17 protein-coding genes, 3 pseudogenes and 1 riboswitch are annotated in these 19,262 nt (G+C 65.9%); of the genes and pseudogenes, 17 read left to right on the top strand and 3 right to left on the bottom strand.

Going from position 1 to position 19,262, the window contains the following annotated elements:
* Nucleotides 1-29 precede the first annotated feature (29 nt).
* Nucleotides 30-374 carry an EF-hand domain-containing protein gene (locus tag ACFFJB_RS02980; protein ID WP_376832499.1) on the bottom strand — a complete coding sequence of 115 codons (345 nt, stop codon included), beginning with the start codon at nucleotides 372-374 and terminating at the stop codon, nucleotides 30-32.
* A 98-nt stretch (nucleotides 375-472) separates the two neighbouring features.
* Here ACFFJB_RS02980 and ACFFJB_RS02975 point away from each other — a divergent pair.
* From ACFFJB_RS02975 to ACFFJB_RS02955, 5 genes and pseudogenes are all read left to right on the top strand, one after another.
* A pseudogene (locus tag ACFFJB_RS02975) lies at nucleotides 473-1,224 on the top strand (IS3 family transposase); the annotation flags it as partial.
* An 81-nt stretch (nucleotides 1,225-1,305) separates the two neighbouring features.
* A complete protein-coding gene (gene tnpA / locus ACFFJB_RS02970; RefSeq protein ID WP_376828579.1) occupies nucleotides 1,306-1,692 on the top strand; it encodes an IS66-like element accessory protein TnpA in 387 nt (128 codons plus the stop codon).
* Nucleotides 1,689-2,030 carry an IS66 family insertion sequence element accessory protein TnpB gene (tnpB, locus tag ACFFJB_RS02965; protein WP_376828492.1) on the top strand — a complete coding sequence of 114 codons (342 nt, stop codon included), beginning with the start codon at nucleotides 1,689-1,691 and terminating at the stop codon, nucleotides 2,028-2,030. The genes tnpA and tnpB overlap by 4 nt, the downstream gene beginning before the upstream one ends.
* Nucleotides 2,031-2,108: 78 nt before the next feature.
* On the top strand, nucleotides 2,109-3,737 hold the full coding sequence (gene tnpC, locus ACFFJB_RS02960; protein ID WP_376828577.1) for an IS66 family transposase: 1,629 nt from the start codon (nucleotides 2,109-2,111) through the stop codon (nucleotides 3,735-3,737).
* 47 nt (nucleotides 3,738-3,784) lie between these two features.
* A pseudogene (locus ACFFJB_RS02955) lies at nucleotides 3,785-4,219 on the top strand (integrase core domain-containing protein); the annotation flags it as partial.
* 111 nt (nucleotides 4,220-4,330) lie between these two features.
* Here ACFFJB_RS02955 and cobO read toward each other — a convergent pair.
* A complete protein-coding gene (cobO, locus tag ACFFJB_RS02950) occupies nucleotides 4,331-4,945 on the bottom strand; it encodes a cob(I)yrinic acid a,c-diamide adenosyltransferase (protein WP_376829352.1) in 615 nt (204 codons plus the stop codon).
* Nucleotides 4,946-4,981: 36 nt separating this feature from the next.
* Nucleotides 4,982-5,185: riboswitch (cobalamin riboswitch) on the top strand.
* Nucleotides 5,186-5,326: 141 nt separating this feature from the next.
* Here cobO and ACFFJB_RS02945 point away from each other — a divergent pair.
* The 7 genes and pseudogenes from ACFFJB_RS02945 to ACFFJB_RS02915 all read left to right on the top strand — a co-directional run bounded on the left by ACFFJB_RS02945 (nucleotide 5,327) and on the right by ACFFJB_RS02915 (nucleotide 13,626).
* Nucleotides 5,327-5,716 carry a DUF1636 family protein gene (locus tag ACFFJB_RS02945; protein ID WP_376829350.1) on the top strand — a complete coding sequence of 130 codons (390 nt, stop codon included), beginning with the start codon at nucleotides 5,327-5,329 and terminating at the stop codon, nucleotides 5,714-5,716.
* On the top strand, nucleotides 5,713-6,747 hold the full coding sequence (cobW, locus tag ACFFJB_RS02940; protein WP_376829348.1) for a cobalamin biosynthesis protein CobW: 1,035 nt from the start codon (nucleotides 5,713-5,715) through the stop codon (nucleotides 6,745-6,747). Before ACFFJB_RS02945 ends, cobW begins: the two co-directional genes overlap by 4 nt.
* Nucleotides 6,748-6,757: 10 nt before the next feature.
* The gene (cobN, locus tag ACFFJB_RS02935) at nucleotides 6,758-10,108 is read left to right on the top strand and encodes a cobaltochelatase subunit CobN (protein ID WP_376829346.1); all 3,351 of its coding nucleotides are present in this window, start codon (nucleotides 6,758-6,760) and stop codon (nucleotides 10,106-10,108) included.
* Nucleotides 10,105-10,356 (top strand): annotated as a pseudogene (locus tag ACFFJB_RS02930) (ferredoxin-like domain-containing protein); the annotation flags it as partial. The gene cobN and the pseudogene ACFFJB_RS02930, both read left to right, overlap by 4 nt.
* A gap of 1,101 nt (nucleotides 10,357-11,457) precedes the next feature.
* Nucleotides 11,458-12,084 (top strand): precorrin-8X methylmutase, encoded by a 627-nt coding sequence (locus ACFFJB_RS02925; protein ID WP_376832497.1) that lies wholly within the window; start codon nucleotides 11,458-11,460, stop codon nucleotides 12,082-12,084.
* Nucleotides 12,081-12,866: a precorrin-2 C(20)-methyltransferase gene (locus tag ACFFJB_RS02920; RefSeq protein WP_376829344.1), complete on the top strand. Its 786-nt coding sequence runs from the start codon at nucleotides 12,081-12,083 to the stop codon at nucleotides 12,864-12,866. Before ACFFJB_RS02925 ends, ACFFJB_RS02920 begins: the two co-directional genes overlap by 4 nt.
* Nucleotides 12,859-13,626, top strand: coding sequence for a precorrin-3B C(17)-methyltransferase (locus ACFFJB_RS02915; protein ID WP_376829342.1), 768 nt, complete (start codon nucleotides 12,859-12,861; stop codon nucleotides 13,624-13,626). The genes ACFFJB_RS02920 and ACFFJB_RS02915 overlap by 8 nt, the downstream gene beginning before the upstream one ends.
* Here ACFFJB_RS02915 and ACFFJB_RS02910 read toward each other — a convergent pair.
* Nucleotides 13,593-14,387: a cobalt-precorrin-6A reductase gene (locus tag ACFFJB_RS02910; protein WP_376829340.1), complete on the bottom strand. Its 795-nt coding sequence runs from the start codon at nucleotides 14,385-14,387 to the stop codon at nucleotides 13,593-13,595. The genes ACFFJB_RS02915 and ACFFJB_RS02910 overlap by 34 nt on opposite strands.
* Nucleotides 14,388-14,451: 64 nt before the next feature.
* On the opposite strand from ACFFJB_RS02910, the gene cbiE reads away from it, so the two are divergent.
* From cbiE to ACFFJB_RS02885, 5 genes are read left to right on the top strand one after another with little or no spacing between them, the layout of a single operon-like run.
* The gene (gene cbiE, locus ACFFJB_RS02905; protein WP_376832495.1) at nucleotides 14,452-15,756 is read left to right on the top strand and encodes a precorrin-6y C5,15-methyltransferase (decarboxylating) subunit CbiE; all 1,305 of its coding nucleotides are present in this window, start codon (nucleotides 14,452-14,454) and stop codon (nucleotides 15,754-15,756) included.
* Nucleotides 15,753-16,223 carry a cobalamin biosynthesis protein gene (locus ACFFJB_RS02900; protein WP_376829338.1) on the top strand — a complete coding sequence of 157 codons (471 nt, stop codon included), beginning with the start codon at nucleotides 15,753-15,755 and terminating at the stop codon, nucleotides 16,221-16,223. Before cbiE ends, ACFFJB_RS02900 begins: the two co-directional genes overlap by 4 nt.
* Nucleotides 16,220-17,017, top strand: a complete 798-nt coding sequence (cobM, locus tag ACFFJB_RS02895) for a precorrin-4 C(11)-methyltransferase (protein ID WP_376829336.1) — start codon at nucleotides 16,220-16,222, stop codon at nucleotides 17,015-17,017. The genes ACFFJB_RS02900 and cobM overlap by 4 nt, the downstream gene beginning before the upstream one ends.
* Nucleotides 17,014-17,901 (top strand): uroporphyrinogen-III C-methyltransferase, encoded by an 888-nt coding sequence (cobA, locus tag ACFFJB_RS02890; RefSeq protein ID WP_376829334.1) that lies wholly within the window; start codon nucleotides 17,014-17,016, stop codon nucleotides 17,899-17,901. The genes cobM and cobA overlap by 4 nt, the downstream gene beginning before the upstream one ends.
* The gene (locus ACFFJB_RS02885; RefSeq protein WP_376829332.1) at nucleotides 17,894-19,261 is read left to right on the top strand and encodes a cobyrinic acid a,c-diamide synthase CobB; all 1,368 of its coding nucleotides are present in this window, start codon (nucleotides 17,894-17,896) and stop codon (nucleotides 19,259-19,261) included. Before cobA ends, ACFFJB_RS02885 begins: the two co-directional genes overlap by 8 nt.
* Nucleotide 19,262: the final 1 nt, after the last annotated feature.

Here is a 19,262-nt window from a genome sequence, read left to right as displayed (position 1 = left end):
AACAGTGGCTGCCGGGGCCCGGGTCTTCGTCAACCGCGGCGGCCGAGAACGAGCCCGCGCATGAAGGCGAGCTCGGCCGCAGTCAGCCGGCCGTCGCCGTCGCGATCGGCAAGGTCGAACAGCATCGTGCGGGCGCGAAACTCATCCGCCGAAACGCGCCCGTCGGCGTTCGTGTCCATCCGCCGCCAGGCACTGCCGAGGCGCGCCTGCACGGCGACGGCATGATCCATGATCGCATCGCGCAGGGCGACGGTCTCCTGCTCGTCGATGACGCCGTCTCCATTGCCGTCGAGCCGGGCGAAGAGCCGCTGCCGCGCCGCAGCCGCCTCCTCCCGGGACAGGGCTCCGTCTCCGTCGGTATCAAGGCGCGTGATGAAAGACTCGTGCGCGGGCGGGGTCTGGGACGCCTGGTCTGCCCCCTGAAAAGTGGTCCTCCCTGAAGTAGGCTATTGAGCCGTAGGAGGACGTTTGAATGCCCCAGAAGAAGCATAGACCTGAAGAGATCGTGGCGAAGCTGCGCCAGGTTGATGTTCTGTTGTCACAAGGCCGGTCAGTTGGCGAAGCGGTTCGTTCGATCGGCGTGACACAGTTCACGTATTACCGATGGCGCAAGGAGTTCGGCGGCCTGAAGGGCGATCAGGTGAAGCGCCTGAAAGAGCTTGAGAAAGAGAACGACCGGTTGCGCAAGGCGGTGTCGGACCTGACGCTCGAGAAGCTGATCCTGAAGGAGGCTGCCTCGGGAAACTATTGAGCCGCGCTCGCCGCCGTCGCTGCGTCGATCATGTCATGGCGAAGTTCTCCGTCTCGGAGCGCTTTGCCTGCAAGGTTCTCGGCCAGCACCGTTCGACCCACCGCAAAAAGCCCAAAGGCCGGCCGGATGAAGAGGCATTGACCGCCGACATCATCCGCCTGGCCTCACGCTACGGCCGCTATGGCTATCGCCGGATCACGGCAATGCTGCGATCCGAAGGCTGGACGGTGAATGCCAAGCGTGTCGAGCGCATCTGGCGGCGGGAGGGGCTGAAGGTTCCCCAGAAGCAACCGAAGAGAGGACGTCTCTGGCTGAATGACGGATCATGCGTTCGGCTTCGGCCGGAGCACCCCAATCATGTCTGGTCCTATGACTTCGTCGAGGGCCGGACCCACGATGGCAGGAAGTTCCGCATGCTCAACATCATCGACGAGTTCACCCGGGAGTGCCTGGCGATCCGCATTGATCGTGAGCCTCCGGCGAAGGCCGCCTTGTCGTGACAGTGCCTTGTGCTGAAGCTGTGCTCATAAGGACGCAGTTAAGAGCGCAGGTTCATGCAAGTGGCGGTTATTTCCGGATCCGAACGTCGCCGTCGCTGGAGTGCGGCGGAGCGCGAAGAGATTGTGCTGGCGTCAACCATGCCCAGCGCGGTGATTGCGGAGGTCGCGCGACGGTTCGGTGTGGCCACCAGCCTGATCTACAAGTGGCGCCGCGAGGCCCGGCAGGCAGCGGGGAGGTTCGTGCCGGTTGTCCTGACAGAGGATGAGGGGTCTGCGCCGGTGGCGGCGGGCTCAAGCCTGGAAGCTGTGGCGGGCGATGAATGCAGCCCGGGGCCTGAAGGCGCCCCGGTGATCAGCGTCACCCTTGTCACAGCGCGGATTGATATCCCCCTTTCAGCCCCGCCTGCGCTGGTCAGCGCCGTGCTGCAGGCGCTGCGATGATCCCCGCCGGCGCCCGGGTGTGGATCTGCTCTGGCCACACCGACATGAGGAAGGGCATGAATGGCCTTGCGCTGCTGGTGCAGGAGCATTTCCGGCGCGATCCCCATTGCGGCGACCTGTATGTCTTCCGGGGCCGCGGCGGCGCACTGTGCAAGATCCTGTGGCACGACGGGATCGGCATGTCGCTCTATGCGAAGCGGCTGGAACGCGGCCGGTTCATCTGGCCTGCGACAGGGGGCGGCGCGGTTGCCTTAACGGCAGCCCAGCTCGGCTATTTGCTCGAAGGAATTGACTGGCGCCATCCGCAACACAGCTGGAGGCCGCGCAGCGCCGGCTGAGCAAAAATAGTTTGGCCAGACGGCATTTTGGGGCGCCACAAACGCCCTGATCTGTGATTCACTACGGTCATGAAAGCCATGGCCAGCCCCGTTCCTGACGATGTCGCAGCGCTGAAAGCGGCGCTCGTCGCCGCCGTGGAGCGGGCTGACCGGGCCGAGGCAGAAGCCGCCGCAGCCCGGGCCCGGCGCGCCGATGACCAGGCGCAGATCGCCCATCTGAAGCTGCTCATTGCGAAGTACAAACGTGAGCGCTTTGGCGCCTCATCGGAGCGGACCGCCCGCCTGCTCGACCAGCTTGAGCTGCAGCTGGAGGAGCTTGAGACTGGCGCGACCGAGGACGAGCTTGCCGCAGAGAAAGCCGCCGCCCGCGCGACCACGCCTGTCGCCGCGTTCCGCCGCAGGAAGCCCGCGCGTCAGCCTTTCCCTGAGCACCTGCCGCGTGAGCGGGTGGTGGTTGAAGCCCCGCGCGCCTGCGCCTGCTGCGGCGGCGCGCGGCTGAGGAAGCTGGGCGAGGACATCACCGAGACGCTGGAGGTGATCCCGCGCCAGTGGAAGGTGATCCAGACGGTGCGGGAGAAGTTCTCGTGCCGCGACTGCGAGGCCATCGCCCAGGCTCCAGCGCCGTTCCATGTGCTGCCGCGCGGCTGGGCCGGTCCCCGGCTTCTGGCCCAGATCGTGTTCGAGAAGTTTGGCCAGCATCAGCCGCTCAACCGCCAGTGCGAGCGCTATGCCCGCGAGGGCGTGCCGCTGGGCCTGTCGACGCTGGCGGATCAGGTCGGCGGCGCTGCCTCGGTGCTGGCCCCGCTGTTCTCGCGGATCGAGGCGCATGTGCTGGCGGCTAAACGGCTGCATGGCGACGACACCACGGTTCCGGTGCTGGCGAAGGGCAAGACCGATACGGGCCGGCTCTGGACCTATGTGCGTGACGACGCCCCCTGGGGCGGCCCCGCGCCACCGGCGGCTGTCTTCCATTACTCACGCGACCGTCGGGGCGTTCACCCGCAGGAGCACCTCAGGGCATGGAGCGGCATTCTTCAGGCCGACGCCTATGGCGGTTACAATGAGCTGTACAGGCCAGAGCGCGCGCCAGCCCCCATTCTGGAGGCGGGTTGCTGGGCGCACGCAAGACGCAAGTTCTTTGAGCTGGCGGACATCGAAAGCGCCGCCCGCAAAACGGCCAGGGGATTGAAGCCGCCGTCCGTCTATCCGCGGGCGCTGGAAGCTGTTCGCCTGATCGACAGCCTGTTCGCGATCGAACGCGACATCAATGGAGCCAGCGCCGACGGGCGCCGGGCCGTGCGCCAGATGCGCAGCGCGCCGGTGATTGCGCAGCTGGAGGCATGGCTTGGCCAGACCCGGGACCAGTTCAGTCGTGGCCATCCCCTGGTGAGGGCCATCGGCTATCTGAGCCAGCGCTGGCCATCGTTCACGCGCTTCCTCGATGACGGGCGGATCTGCCTGTCGAACAACGCCGCCGAACGGGCGCTGCGCGGCGTCGCCCTTGGCCGCAAGGCGTGGCTGTTCTGCGGATCGGATCGCGGCGGACAGCGCGCTGCGGCGATGTACAGCCTGATTGTCACCGCCCGCATGAACGACGTTGATCCTCAGGCGTGGCTGGCCGACGTCCTCGCCAGGATCAATAGCATTCCGGCTGCGCGTATCGATGAACTGCTGCCGTGGAACTGGAAGGCAGCCACCACGGGGTAAGGCATAGCCTGAGGCGGAGGCGTCTCAGATGTGGTGCTCACCGCATGCTTACCATTGATCGCAAGCTCAACTCGACCGACGTCATCGACACCCTGTCGGACCTGTTCATCCTGCGCGGCGTGCCGGGCCATGTCCGTTCCGACAACGGCCCGGAGTTCATCGCCAAGGCTGTACGGGAGTGGATCGTAGCCGTCGGCGCAAAGACAGCGTTCATCGAACCAGGAAGCCCTTGGGAGAACGGCTACTGCGAGAGCTTCAACTCGAAGCTCCGCGACGAACTGCTTGACGGTGAGATCTTCTACAGCCTCGCCGAGGCCAAGATCATCATCGAAGCCTGGCGGCGATACTACAACACCAAGAGGCCACACTCGTCGCTTGGATACAAGCCACCGGCACCCGAGGCCATCATCTGGCCTGCGCCAGCAAGCGGAGCAGCACCGTCATCTGCCCAGGCAATAGCCCCAAGGCCGATCATGAACTAAGATTGAAACCGGACCGCCCTATGGGGTCAGGCCACCGGGACTTCTGCGACTACCGTCAAATTTACGACAGGCCCCTCTTTTGACTCCGATTAGCGGTCCAGAGCCTTACAATTAGAATTCCACGCCCTGTTGGGCGCGTACGCCTGCGGAAAAATGATGCTTAACCGCGGCGATCTCTGAAACCAGATCCGCAGCAGCGATCATTTCCGGCTTTGCGTTCCGACCGGTGACGACAACATGCAGGTCCCGGCGTCGCGCCGAGAGCGTCTGTACGACTTGATGTACGTCGAGGTAGTCGTATCGCAAGGCAATATTGAGTTCGTCCAAAATTAACAAAGCGTAGCTTTCGTCAGCCATCATGGTCTGTGCGACATCCCACGCTCGTGACGCTGCGGCAATGTCACGCTCCCTGTCCTGGGTCTCCCATGTGAAACCCTCGCCCATTGAGCGCCACGTTACGAGATCGCCAAATGCTTCCAGAGCCCGCTGCTCGCCGGTGCTCCACGCCCCCTTGATAAACTGCACCACGCCAACGCGGCGGCCATGACCGAGCATGCGGAGCGCCAGGCCAAAAGCCGCCGTCGACTTGCCTTTTCCTGGTCCCGTATTGACGATCAGCAAGCCCTTCTCGATCGACTTGCTGGCCACTTCTGCGTCCTGCACCTCTTTGCGGCGTTTCATTTTTTCCGCATGGCGCAAGTTATCGGACGACCCATCCCGGTGCATGCTGTCCTCGCGTTGACAAACGGCTGGCGCCGCCATTAGATGGTCGGCAGCGACGGTCTCCTTCCTTACAGAAGGAGCCCAAAGAGGGAAAGCGGTGCGCCGAAATGGCAAAGCCGCTGCTGTACCCGCAACTGTAAGCGGTGAGTCAGCCGTCATTTAGCCACTGGGATTTTCCTGGGAAGGCGACGGCGCTGACATCGACCCGCGAGCCAGGAAACCTGCCGTCGCTTCTATCCATTCAGTCCGACCGGCGGGATTACCGGGCTTGGGGGCGATGTGTCTGAAATAGTTTTTGCCGGCCGCGCTGTGGCCGAGTTGAACGCCGTTGCAGGCTCGTCAGCGTCAGTCGACGTTGCGCCTGTCGCCAGTGCAAAGCCGCTGGTGACCATTGTTGTTTGCGAAACCTGCCGGGAAGCGACGACTGACGCGCAGACTGCGATATCCGAACAGATACGCCCGGGCTCCGCGCTGGCGGCCAGCACGGAAGCCGCGGCAACTGACGCGAGCGGCGTGGTGGTGCGTCGCGTCAATTGCCTCTCCAACTGCAAGCGCGGGCTTAGCGCAGCCATTCTTGGTCCCACTCAATGGACCTACGTATTCGGCGATCTCAAGGCCGATAGCGGCGCCGATCTGGTCGTCGGAGCGCTTCTGCTCGCTAATTCTGACGACGGCCTCATGCCCTTTCGTCCGCGCCCTGAGGCGCTGAAGCGAGGCATGATCGCCCGTATCCCCAATTACAAGAATCTGCTGGCCAGCAAGGAGGCACCATGACCGCCGCCAGCCGCACCCGCACGCCCTGTTCCGTTATCACGGGATTTCTCGGGGCCGGCAAAACGACGCTGATCCGTAATCTGCTGGAGAATGCAGAAGGCAAGCGTTTTGCGATTATCGTCAACGAGTTCGGCGACATTGGGATTGACGGAGACCTGTTGCAGCAGTGCGGCGCCGCCTCCTGCCCCGCGGATAACGTCATTGAACTGGCCAATGGCTGCATTTGCTGCACCGTGGCCGAGGACTTCGCCCCAGCGCTCGACCGTATTCTGGCGCTCGCGGAGCCGGTCGATCACATCCTGATCGAAACGTCGGGCCTCGCCCTGCCAAAGCCGCTGATCCAGGCGTTCAACTGGCCGCAGATTCGTAACCGTGTCACTGTTGATGGTGTGATTACAGTGGTCGACGGACTCGCCCTGGCCAATGGGGAGGTGACGGGCGACCATGACGCCCTCGCCGCCCAGCGCGAGGCCGACGACCAGCTTGATCACGATGACCCGGTAGAGGAAGTGTTTGAGGACCAGTTGGCCTGCTCAGACCTTGTCGTCATGACGCGCGTCGACCTCATCGACGCAGACCAGCAGGCACAGGTCCGCAATTTTCTTCAGGAACATACCCCGGCTGGCGTCCGTATCATTGCGGCCGCGAACGGCGCTGTGGGCCCTGGGGTGTTGCTCGGCCTCGGCGTCGGAGCTGAAGAGCAGATCGATAGCCGCCGCACCCATCATGACGACGAGCTCGATCACGAGCACGACGATTTCGACAGCTTCAGCGTCGATATAGCGCCGGTGGCGTCGCCAGCCGACATCGAGGCTCGTATCGCTGCAGCAACCCGCATCGACGGCGTGCTGCGCATCAAGGGCTTTGTCCGCGTCGACGGCAAGCCCATGCGCCTGGTGGCCCAGGCCGTAGGCCAGCGGGCCAGCCATTACTTCGATCGTCCCTGGCGTGACGGGGAAAGCGCGCGGCTCGTGGTGATTGGTCTCAAGGGCTTTGACCGCTCCGCTGTTGTCAGAGCGCTCGGCGACTGAGCATTCCTGAATGCACATTCTCGCCACCACCTCTACGTCTCTGGACGATCTGGCGGCCCCTGTTGATCTGGGGCAAGCGCCAGCGCCTGTGCTTGTCCTGTCGTTCAGCGACAGTGACCTCGCTGGACTGGAAGCTGCGTGGCGGCAAGAGGTTGCATCTGACGCCGGCATGCCGGAGTTGCGCCTGACGCAGTTACGGGAACTGCGTCATCCCATGTCCGTCGATCTTTGGCTCGACCGGATGGCGCCGCACGCCAAGATTATCATCGCACGGGTGCTCGGAGGATACGACTGGTGGTCCTACGGTTGCGAACGACTTGCCGATGCGGCGCTCCGCTATGGCGCAAAGCTTGCCCTGCTGCCCGGCGAAGACCGAGACGATGATGAGCGACTGGCGGCGCTCTCTACGATAGACGTGTCGGCGCGCGCAGAACTGCTCGCCTGCTTCCGGCACGGGGGACCAGAGAACCTGCGGCTGGCAACACGCTGGCTGGCCTCACTGGCCGGACACCATTGTTCGACCGGAGCAGCGGAGCCCATGCCAGCGATCGGCGGATACTTGCCTGGCCGCGGCGCAGTCTCGCTTGAAGCGCTTTACGCGGAGCGCGACCAGGGTCGCCCTTTGGCGCTGATCCTGTTCTATCGCTCGATGTTATTGGCGGGTGACCAGGCGCCAATCTCGTCCCTTGTCAGCGCGCTTGAGGCACGTGGCGTCCAGGCAATGGCGCTGTTTGTTCCCTCTCTGAAGCCCGCCGAGGCTCAGGCAGCGGTGGTCTCCGCCTGCATGCAGTTGCGTCCCGATGCGGTCGCGACGGCGACCGCATTCTCCATTGGCGGCGAGGAGGAGAGCCTGTTCGGGCGGATCAAGATCCCAGTCTTTCAGGTGATCGTCGCCTCCACGAGGCGCGACGCGTGGCAGAATGGCGCGCGCGGACTAACGCCGTCAGATGTCGCCATGCATGTCGCTCTACCCGAACTGGACGGGCGCATGCTCGCAGGGGCGCTGTCTTTCAAGGGGACAGACGAACGGTTTGGCCAGGCAAGCCAGCTCGCCCTGCGGAATGTGCCCGAGGCTGATTGCGTCGATGCGACGGCGGAACATATCTGCGCCTGGATCAGGTTGTGGCGGAAGCCCTGCGATCGCCGCCGCATCGCCGTGCTTCTTCCCGACTACCCTGGCGTCGAAGGGCGCGCCGCTTACGCGGTTGGCCTCGATGCGCCGCAAAGCGCACTGGTGATCCTGCAGGCGCTTTCAGCCAACGGTTATAGCGTCGCCGCGCCGCCGGGCGACCCCCGAAGCCTCATGCGCGCACTGGAGCGTCCCGCATGGGGGGCGAGCCTGGATGCGGCGGCCTATGGCGCGATGTTCCGCGCCCTTCCGCAATCGGCGCAGGATGAAGTGATTGCCGCTTGGGGGCCGCCTTCCGCTGAAGAGACGCACAAGTTTCGCGTTGTGGTGTGCGGCGACGCCATCGTCGCCATAGCGCCAGACCGCGGACGTCGTGAGACCAGGCGCGCGGACTATCATGACCCCGCCCTGCCGCCGGGCCACGCTCTGATCGCGTTTTGCTTTTGGCTGCGCCGCGAGTTTGGCGCCGACGCCATTGTGCATGTCGGCGCCCATGGCGTGCTGGAGTGGTTGCCCGGCAAAGTGACCGCGCTGACGGCGGCGTGTTGGCCCACGCTGCTGTGCGGCGCAACGCCGGTGGTCTACCCATTTATCGTCAGCAATCCGGGCGAAGCTGCGCAGGCCAAGCGCCGGATTGGCGCGATCACGCTCGGACACCTGACACCTCCTGTCGTGCGCAGCGCAGCGCATGGGCCCGCTCTGGAACTTGAGCAACTGGTCGAAGAATACGCCAGCGCCGAAGCGCTGGACCCTCGCCGCCGCGATGTGCTGGCGCAGCGCATCGTCAGCCACGCCAGACAACACCGGCTGGCCGCCGAGGCAGGCGTGGACGATGCTGACGATACCGCCACGGCACTGCAGCGCATCGATGCATGGCTTTGTGATCTCAAGGATTTCCCGGTCCGCGACGGCCTGCATGTTTTCGGTTGTGCTGACCCTGAGGCATCGCCGGACCGTCAGGCCTCCGCCGCCACGGAGCGCGCCAACCTGCTGACGGCGCTTGCGGGGGGCTTCGTGCCGCCGGGGCCCTCTGGCTCGCCCGAACGCGGTCGCCTCGACGTGTTGCCGACGGGGCGTAATCTGTACGCCGTCGATCCGCGCGTCATGCCGACGCCCACGGCTTTTGCTTTCGGCAGGTCGGCGGCTGATCGGGTCGTGACGGACTACCTGCAGCGCAATGGCGACTGGCCGCGCGCCATGGTGGTCGACCTTTTCGGGAGCGCCAGCCTGCGCACTGGTGGCGAAGAAATCTCGCTGGGCCTTGCCTTGCTTGGCTGCAAGCCGGAATGGGACCACGCAACCGGCCGGGTCGTCGGCATTGAGGTGCTCACGCTCGCCAGCCTCGGCCGGCCGCGTGTCGACGTGACCTTTCGCGCCTCGGGGCTGTTTCGCGACGCCTTCGCCACCCAGATGGCGCTGCTCGACGGGGCGGTGCGGGCCGTCGCGGCGCGAGAAGGCGAGCCAGACGACGAGAACCCGTTAGCCGCCACAAGACGGCGTGGCGGCGACCTGTCGCGCATTTTCGCGCCGGGCGCCGGCGTCTATGGCGCGGGGCCCGAGGATGCGCTGAACGAAGGCGTCTGGGAAAGCCGGGATGAAATCGGCGCCCTGTATCTGGATCACGCATCGCACGCCCATGTGGCGACGGAGACGGATGGCGTCGCTTCCCCTGGCGCATTCGCAGCATTGGTCGAAGGTGCCGATGCGCTGGTCCATGTACAGGATGACCCGACGCGCGACCTGCTTGATGGTTCCGCTGACGCAGCGTTCATCGGGGGGTTCGCCAGCGCCGCCCACATGTTGTCTGGCGAGGCGCGGAAGCCAGACCTGATCATCCTCGACAGCACGCAACCGACCCAGCCGAAAGCCCGTACGCTTGACGCCGCGGTGGCGCGGATCGTGCGGGCGCGGGCGACCAATCCGCTGTTTATTGAAGGTCAGATGCGGCACGGCCCACGCGGCGCGGCGGAACTGGCGGAGACGGTCGACCGGCTGGTGATCATCGCTGCGTCCACGGGGGCGGTTAGCGGCGAACTGATCGGCGCGGTCTATGACGCTTATCTGGGCGATGTGCGGGTGCGCGATTTCCTGCGCCACCAGAACCCGAAGGCGGCGCAGGCGATGACGCGGCGGTTTCAGGAAGCGCGCCGGCGCGATCTGTGGCGGCCATTGCGCAACGCCATCGATCATGAGCTTGAGCAATTGCAGGCTGACCTGGAGGTCGGCACATGATTGCCGCGAGGCCAGCCGTTGAGCCACGCGCCGACGCATTGCGCCGTGGCGCCTGCCCGACCGTCATGGCGCCAATGCGTACGGGCGACGGCGCGCTGGCGCGGCTCTACCCGGTAAGCCGGGCGTTCACGCCGGACCAATTGATCGCTGTGGCCGAGGCGGCGTCCGCATATGGCAACGGCGAGGTGGAGATCACCTTGCGTGGCGGCGTCCAGATTCGTGGGTTGGCGCGATATGAAGGCGTCGCCCTGCTGAAATATCTGGCTGACGCCGGCATCACGCCCAGAACTGGCGCGCCCATCGACATCAGCCCGATCGCAGGACTGGATGCGGCTGAGCAGGCTGACGCCAGCACGCTCGCCGCCCGCCTGACATCGGCTTCCGCATGGCCGAAACTCAGCGCGGCCCTGGGGCCAAAAGTCAGTGTGACCATTGATGGCGCTGGGCGTTTCTGTCTCGCCGGTCTCGTCGCCGACGTCCGGATTGTCGCCACGGGCTCGCCGGAACAGCCGTGGGCAATCCGTGTCGGCGGCCGCCAATCCACTGCATCGCTCCATGCTGGCGATACCCCGGCCATTGTCGACGCCACCTTGCAATTATTGGCGGACATCGCTCGGCGCGGACGGTCGGCCCGCATACACGACGTTGATCCAGACGTCATGGGCCGCGTTCTGGCGCCGCTGGTCAGCCTGGGGTCAGCACAGCAGACAACACACGCTTCAGCCCCCGGCCCTGTCGTTCTTCGCGCGGGCTGCGCGTTTGCCGGCGGCTACAGTCTTCACGTCCGCTTTGGCGCCTTGACTGCGGACGCGCTGCTGTCATTCGCCCGCGCATTGCCGGACGGCGCAGACGTCAGGCCCGCGCCTGATCGGGCGCTCGTCGTGCTGTATCGCGCCGCAGCGGATTTCCCGGCGGTGATGGCGGCGGCGCGCATCGGCGGTTTGATCGCGGACCCTGACGATCTCGCCCTTCGCGTCGATCCGTGCGCCGGTGCGCCGCGCTGCGCCTCAGCCCGCTGGCGCACGCGTGAACTCGCCGATGCGCTGATCGCTGACAACGCCGCGTTGCTTGAACGTGAGCTAGGCGGGGGCGCGCGGCTGCATATCAGCGGATGTGAAAAAAGGTGCGGCGTTCCGCGGAGCAACATCACCCTCTCCGCGACCACCACGGCCACGGGCGTCACCGCCATGCAGTCAAAATCGGACCCTGCGCAGCCAGTCGACGCTCCCCCGCTCCCGCTGATTTCTCAGGCCGTCATGTCGCTTGAACCCCAGTTTCGCTCACCCATGCCCCCAACGCCGCCAGCTGGCGGCGCGCCGCGCAGCAGCGCGCGTTTTACGAGACCTGCCATGCACCACGACTATGTCCGGGATGGCGACGCCATCTATCGGGAGTCCTTCGCCATTATCCGGCGTGAGGCTGATCTGTCCCGCTTCACCCCGGATGAGGCCGATGTCGCTGTCCGGATGATCCATGCCTGCGGCGTGGTCGACGCCGCAAGGCACTTCGCCTTCTCCCACGAATTTGTCGCAGCCGCTCGCGCGGCCCTGCAAGGCGGCGCGCCGATTTTGTGCGATGCGCAGATGGTGGCGCATGGCGTGACCAGGGCCCGGCTTCCAATGCGAAACGAGGTTGTTTGCACGCTGCATGATCCACGCACCGCGGATCTGGCGAAGCGACTGGGCGACACCCGTTCCGCCGCCGCGCTCGAATTGTGGCGGCCCATGCTGGCGGGCGCGGTCGTGGCGATCGGCAACGCCCCCACGGCGCTGTTTCGTCTGCTCAACATGATCGCTGACGGGGCGCCACGCCCGGCGGCGATCATCGGCATGCCGGTGGGCTTCGTCGGCGCCGCGGAATCCAAGGACGCGCTGGCCGCACAGAACGACATTCCGTTCGCTATCGTGCGCGGGCGCATGGGCGGCAGCGCGATGACGGTCGCCGCCATTAACGCACTGGCGAGGGCGGGCATATGAGCGGCGTGCTGTATGGCGTCGGCACAGGACCCGGCGACCCCGAACTGATGACCCTGAAAGCGGTTCGCGCCCTTGAGCGCGCGGATGTCGTGGCGCATTTCGCCAAGCGCGGCTCCCCCAGCAACGCGCGCGCCATCGCCAGCGCTTACATCCGCGACGACGTCATCGAGTTGCCCCTGCTCTATCCGGTAACCACCGAACTGCCCCACCGAAGCGACGCCTACCAGCAGTCGATCAGTTGTTTCTATGAGGAAAGCGCCCAAGCGGTGGCGGCCCATCTGGACGCCGGCCGCACGGTCTGCGTGCTCAGTGAAGGCGACCCGCTATTCTACGGCTCATATATGCATCTGCATGTCCGGTTGGCGGCGCGCTACCCGTCCGAGGTAATCGCCGGCGTCACGGCCATGTCTGGTTGCTGGTCACAGAGCGGGTTGCCGCTGGCTCAGGGCGAAGACGTGCTCACCGTACTCCCCGGGACCGTAGACGACAGCGAACTTGTTCGCCGTCTCAGCACACCGGACGCCGTGGTGATCATGAAGGTCGGGCGCAATCTGCCGCGTATTCGTCGCGCTCTTGAAGCCTCGGGGCGACTGGCTGATGCGGTGTATGTCGAGCGCGGCACGACGCAGCGGGCCAGTCATATGCGGCTGGCTGCCAAAGAGGATGATCAGGCCCCCTATCTCTCTCTGGTGCTGGTGCCGGCGTGGAGCGCCAGGCCATGTCCCGAGCCAGTCGCAGATATCAACGCTGGGACCCGCGCCATGGGGGCTGCCCATGGGTAAGTCAGGCAGTCTCTCGGTAATTGGGCTCGGGCCTGGCTCACAGGAACAGATCACGCCGCAAGCGCGCGCCGCTGTTGATCGCGCCACAGATTTCTTTGGCTACTTCCCCTACGTCGCCCGGCTCGATCTTCGGCCTGATCAGCGCGCCCATGCCTCTGACAATCGCGAGGAAATGGCCCGGGCGGAAGCGGCCATCACCATGGCGATGGCAGGCCGCGATGTCGCGGTCGTCTCAGGCGGCGACGCAGGCGTGTTCGCCATGGCGGCGGCCATCTGCGAGGCGATAGATCATGGCCCGGCCGCCTGGCGCGACCTCGACGTTCAGATCGTTCCTGGCGTCACCGCCATGCTGGCGGTGGCCGCCCGTGTCGGAGCGCCGCTCGGCCACGACTTCTGCGCCATCTCGCTGTCAGACAATTTGAAGCCCTGGAGTCTGATTGAGACCCGCCTGCAAGCGGCAGCCAGAGCCGGTTTCGTGCTGGCGCTTTACAACCCGGTGAGCCGCGCCCGCCCGCATCAACTCGCGACGGCCTTCGACATCCTGCGCGCCATTCTTCCGGCGGAAACACCGGTTGTGTTTGGACGCGCCGCCGGTCGTCCGGATGAGCGCATGGTGGTCATGCCTCTTGCTGAGGCCCGCGCTGACATGGCCGATATGGCGACCTGCATCATCATCGGCTCGCCTGAAACGAGGGTGATCACGCGCCCGGGCCGGGCGCCTCTTGTTTATTCACCGCGTTCCGCAGGGGCGCCGTCATGAGCCTGTTTCAGCCTGCAGGCTGTCGCGACAAAACGCAGGGCCACCGCGACATCCGCTGTCTCCGTGACAGCTGGCGCGGCGGGACGTCCGACCATGACCACAGGCAGACCCAACGCGCGGGCGGCTTCGATCTTGGCGTAGGTTGCAGCGCCGCCACTGTTCTTGGTGACAAGCAGTTCAATCTGGTGCTCACGCAACTGACCCAGCTCATCGTTGAGCGAGAACGGCCCGCGGGCCGCAACGTAGATGGCGTTGCTCAGGCTGATCGCCGGGTCCGGAGGGTCAATGGTTCTGACAAGGTAATGGTGCTGCTGCGCGGCCATGAAGGGCGCGAGTTGCTGGCGACCAATGGCCAGAAACACCCGGCGCGGAGCGGCACCGATAGCGGCGACGGCCTCTCGCATGTCTGCGACGTCAATCCAGTGATCGCCCGTCACGGGCAGCCATGCGGACCGTTGCAGGCGCAGCAGCGGGATACCGGTCAGACGCGCTGCTTCGGCGGCGTTGTTCGCCATTTGCGCAGCGAAAGGGTGGGTCGCGTTAATCATGGCGACAACCGCTTGCTTGCGGATGAACGCCGCCAGCCCCCCTGCCCCACCGTAACCGCCAGTGCGGACAGCCACGTCGATGTCCATGTCATATTGCGCGCCAGGATCACGCGTGCGGCCCGCGAGCGACAGCGTGACGCGCACCGGCATGGCCTGAATGGCCATCGCGTTGATCAACGCGCGCGCATCTCCCGCGCCGCCCAGCACCAGCACATGTGGTCTGTGATGAGCGGCGTCATGCATGGATCGCGCGTTTACGTCATTCCGGAGGCTTGTCATGCGCCCCAGTAACGACGAACCCCTCGCCATCGCAAGCGCGACCGCCTGGAGCCCCGTCGCGTCCACTACCCACGTAGGCCCGTGGCTTAGTGTCGTGGGGATTGGCGAAGATGGGTTGGACGGCCTTTCTCCAGCCGCCGCGCGCGCGGTTTCAAGCGCGGCGGTCGTTTATGGAGGATCCCGCCACCTCGCGTTGGCGGCTGCGCTTATCACGGGCGAAGCGATTGTCTGGGCGTCGCCATTCTCTGACAGCCTCGAGCAACTGTTGGCGCTGCGCGGACAGGCCGTGTGCGTGCTGGCGAGCGGCGATCCGATGCACTTTGGCGTTGGCGCCACCCTCGCCAGACGCCTGCCGCCCGCTGAGATGCAGGTCTATGCCCAGCCATCGGCGTTCACGCTGGCGGCCGCCCATCTTGGTTGGCCATTGCAGGACGTGACGCTGATTTCGTTGCACGGTCGCGACGAAACGGCGTTGCTCGACGCCCTCGCGCCCAGGGCGCGCGTCATCGCACTCACCAGTGATGGCGAGGCCCCCGTGAGGCTAACCCGCATGCTGACGGACGCTGGGTGGGGCCAGTCGGAGGTGCATGTGCTGGAAGCCATGGGCGGACCGCAGCAGCGCCACACGGCGTCGACCGCGCGCGATCTGCCGTCGACCATGTTTAACCAGTTGAATGTCATGGCGTTTGAGCTGCAGCCGGACGCTGACATCCTGCCGCCCGGACCTGCCTTCGGCCTGCCGGATGACGCCTTCGCGCATGATGGCCAAATCACCAAGCAATCCATCAGATCCATCACCATGACGGCCCTGTCCCCCCGATCAGGCGATTTGTTGTGGGATCTGGGCGCCGGGTCCGGCTCGGTCAGCATCGAATGGCTGCGCCTTTCGCCCTGCCTGCGCGCCATAGCCGTCGAGGCCTCCGCTGAGCGGGTGGCGCGCATACGCCAGAACGCCCGCAGGCTTTGCGCCGCCAGGCTGGTGGTCTACGAAGGCCGGTCCCGTGACGTCACGCCTCAGCTGGCGCCGCCGGACGCCGTGTTCATAGGCGGAGGGGCCGACAGCGCGCTGATCGAAAGCGCCATGGCGGCGCTCAAGCCGGGCGGCCGGCTTGTGATCAACGCGGTGACCCTCGAAACCCAGGCGTTGGTCACGGACATGTTGTTGCGCCACGGAGGCGCGGCGACACAGATCAGCATCGCCCACGCGGCGCCGGTGGGATCGCTGCATGGCTGGCGATCGGCCATGCCCGTGATCCAGTGGCGTTGGCTCAAGGCAACGACGGGTGCGGAGGCTGCGTCATGATGACAGCGCACGCCCTGAGCAGCACACCACTGGCGCAAGGCGGGCATGTCGCCGGCCTTGGCATGCGGAGCGCCGCATCGGCTACCGACATTCTGGCGGCGATCACGGCGGCCTGTGAAGCTGCCGGGGCCAACGTTCCCCAAATTACGGCTCTGGCCACATCGGCAAAGAAGGCGCAGGCGACTGCAGTCAGGGCGGTCGCCGCGCAACTCTGCATTCCGATCGTCGCCCTTGAGCAAGAGGCCCTGCGCGCCAGCGCGGATCGCTGCCGGACCACGTCAGCCGCCTCGCTGGAGGCAACCGGCCTGCCCTCTCTGGCTGAAGCCGCAGCCCTCGCCGGCGCGGGCTTGCACGCTAAGTTGCTCGCGCCCCGCGTCGCCCATGGCGCGGCGACAGCCGCCATCGCCACATCCGCTGCCCCAGTCGCAGCCAACAACAGTTCCTTGCCAGGCCAACATACCCCATGACCGTTCACTTTATCGGCGCTGGTCCCGGCGCCGCCGACCTGATCACCGTGCGCGGACGCGATCTGATCGCGGCATGCCCGGTCTGCCTTTACGCCGGCTCCATCGTGTCGCCAGACCTGCTGCAATATTGCCCGCCCGAGGCGCGGATCGTGGACACCGCGCCCATGAGCCTCGACGAGATCGAGGGCGAATATTTAGCCGCAACCGCCATGGGGCAGGACGTGGCGCGGCTGCACTCCGGCGATCTGTCCGTGTGGAGCGCCGTTGCCGAGCAAACGCGCCGCCTCGACCGGCTGGGCATTTCATGGACGATGACGCCTGGCGTGCCCGCCGTCGCGGCCGCCGCCTCGGCGCTGCGTCAGGAACTGACTATCCCCGGCGTCGCCCAGTCGCTGGTGCTGACGCGCGTTTCGGGCCGCGCATCGGCCATGCCGCCCAACGAAACCCTCGGCAATTTCGGTGCGACCGGCGCCACGCTGGCCATTCACCTCGCCATCCATGCCTTGGGACAGGTCGTGGCCGAACTTTCCCCCCTGTATGGCGCTGACTGCCCCTGCGTCGTGGCGGTGCGCGTCAGCTTCGCTGATGAGCGCATCATCCGGGGGACCCTGGGCGATATCGAGCAACGCATGGCGGCTGATCCGGCTGAGCGCACGGCGCTGATCCTTGTGGGCCGCGGGCTCGCGTCGCGCGATTTTCAGGAAAGTGCGCTCTATAGCGCTGGCTATCAACGCCGCTATCGCGGACGGCCGCTGCACCTCATTGGCGAACCGGGACCGGAGGCAGGCGCATGAGCAGCGGGGTAGCCATCACCACAGACGCCGTCGCCCGGCTTTGCGCGTCCGATCCAGCGCTGAGCGGGGGAGCGTTCCCCCCCGGCAGCGTGCTGCTAGCCGGCGCTGGCCCGGGCGGGCTTGAGCATTTGACGCTGGCCGTGGTCAGCGCTCTCGGAGCTGCTGACGCCATTGTTTACGACGCGCTGGTCAATCCGCTCGTGCTGCGCGCGGCGCCGCATGCGGAATTGCACTTTGTCGGCAAGCGCGCCGGCCAGCCATCCGCGCGGCAGCAAGACATCAACGCGCTGCTGGTGGCTCTGGCGCGCGCCGGCAAGCGGGTGTTGCGCCTGAAGGGTGGCGATCCCAATGTTTTCGGACGTGGTGGAGAGGAGGCGCAGACCCTGTTGGCCGAAGGCGTGCCATTCCGGTTTTTGCCGGGTCTGACCTCCGGACTCGCGGGACTCGCGAATTTCGGCATTCCAGCCACGCTGCGCGGCGTGTCGCGCGCCATCATCCTTGCGACCGGGCACGCTGCCGATGACGGAGCGGATGGCCCGGATTGGGCGGCGTTGGCCAAGGTTGGCGAGCCGATCATTATCTATATGGGCCTGGGAAATCTGGGTCGCATCAGCGACCAGCTGATGGCTGGCGGGCTCGCTCCAGACACCCCGCTGGCGGTGATTGAGGGCGCCACGACGAAGCATGAGCGCCTGCTCGAAACCACGCTTTGCGGAGCGATGGCAGCGGTCGCCGCAGCGCAGATGAGATCTCCAGCACTGGTGGTGGTGGGCGATATCATCGCCCATCGCTTCCCGACGCTACCCGCCTACACTTGTTATGACGCCCCTGGATGCGACGACGGTGAACGCGAAGGAAAAGGTCCTGAGGCAACCCATGACTGAGCCCCTTGCACGTGAACCTCGGGGCCTGATCATAGGCGCTGCGCGCTCGGGCTCAGGCAAGACCAGCGTCACCATTGGCCTGCTGGCGGCGCTGCGACGCCTTGGGCTGGACATGCGCGCCGCCAAATCTGGTCCGGACTACATCGACCCAGCGTTTCACCAGGCGGCGACGGGCGCCCCTGGCGTCAATCTCGACAGCTGGGCGATGCCGCCGGCCATGCTCAAACAGTTGATGATGGAGCAGGCCAGCGGCGGCGATATGCTGCTCATCGAGAGCGCCATGGGCCTGTTCGACGGCGTCGCCGCGCCGCAGGGACGCTCTGGCGCGGCGGCAGATCTGGCGCGGTTATCCGGCCTGCCGACGCTGTTGGTGCTGGACATCTCCGGCCAGTCGCAAACCGCAGCGGCTATCGCCCACGGTTTCGCCAGTTTTGATCCGCACGTCCGGATTGGCGGCGTCGTGCTCAACCAGTCGGCCAGCGCCCGACATGAGTCGTTTGCCGCCACGGCGATTGAAGCCGCCGGCATCCCGGTGCTCGGCGCCATCCGTCGCAACGCCACAATTGCCTTGCCCGAGCGTCACCTCGGCCTCGTCCAGGCGCGCGAGCACGCCGCCCTCGCCGCGTTCATCGCACGGATGGCCGACGTCATCGCCGACAGCGTCGATTTGGCCGCCGTCCAACGCATCGCTGGGCCGCTCTCTGTGTTGCCGGAAACCGACGCGGGCCCCCTCGCCCCAGCCGCTCTTCCCCAAAATCGCCTGCAGCCACCGGGGCAGCGCATCGCCCTCGCGCAAGACGAAGCCTTCTCCTTTGTCTATCCGCACGTCCTGCGCGCCTGGCGAGAGGCAGGCTGCGAAATCAAGCCCTTTTCGCCGCTCGCGGATGAGGCGCCTGACCTATCCTGCGACTGCTGCTGGCTGCCGGGAGGCTACCCGGAGTTGCACGCAGGCCGGCTCGCGATGGCGTCGCGGTTCCGCACTGCGCTGGCTGCATTCGCAGCCACGCGCCCGGTTCATGGGGAGTGCGGCGGCTATATGGTGCTGGGCGAGGCGCTGGTGGATGCTGACGGCGCATCGCATCAGATGACCGGCCTGCTTGGCCATGTCACCTCCTATGCAAAGCGGCGGATGAACCTTGGCTATCGCGAAGCAAGATTGCTGGCCGATTGCGCCCTAGGTCCGGCAGGGGCGGTCATCCGCGGCCACGAATTCCATTATTCGAGCATGGTCGACCCTGGCCGCGACATGCCGCTGGCAGCGCTGTGCGATTCCCAGGGCCAGCCGCTAGGTGATAGCGGCGGTCGGCGTGGCCTGGTGAGCGGTTGCTATTTTCATGCCATCGCTGCGGGGGGCGTCTGAC

Origin of the sequence: Camelimonas abortus (genome assembly GCF_042432745.1) — a bacterium.
In the GTDB taxonomy this organism is placed as follows: Bacteria; Pseudomonadota; Alphaproteobacteria; order Rhizobiales; family Beijerinckiaceae; genus Camelimonas; species Camelimonas abortus.
The sequence above is the reverse complement of the archived record's forward strand: the minus strand, read 5'-3'. Positions and strand labels throughout refer to the sequence as shown.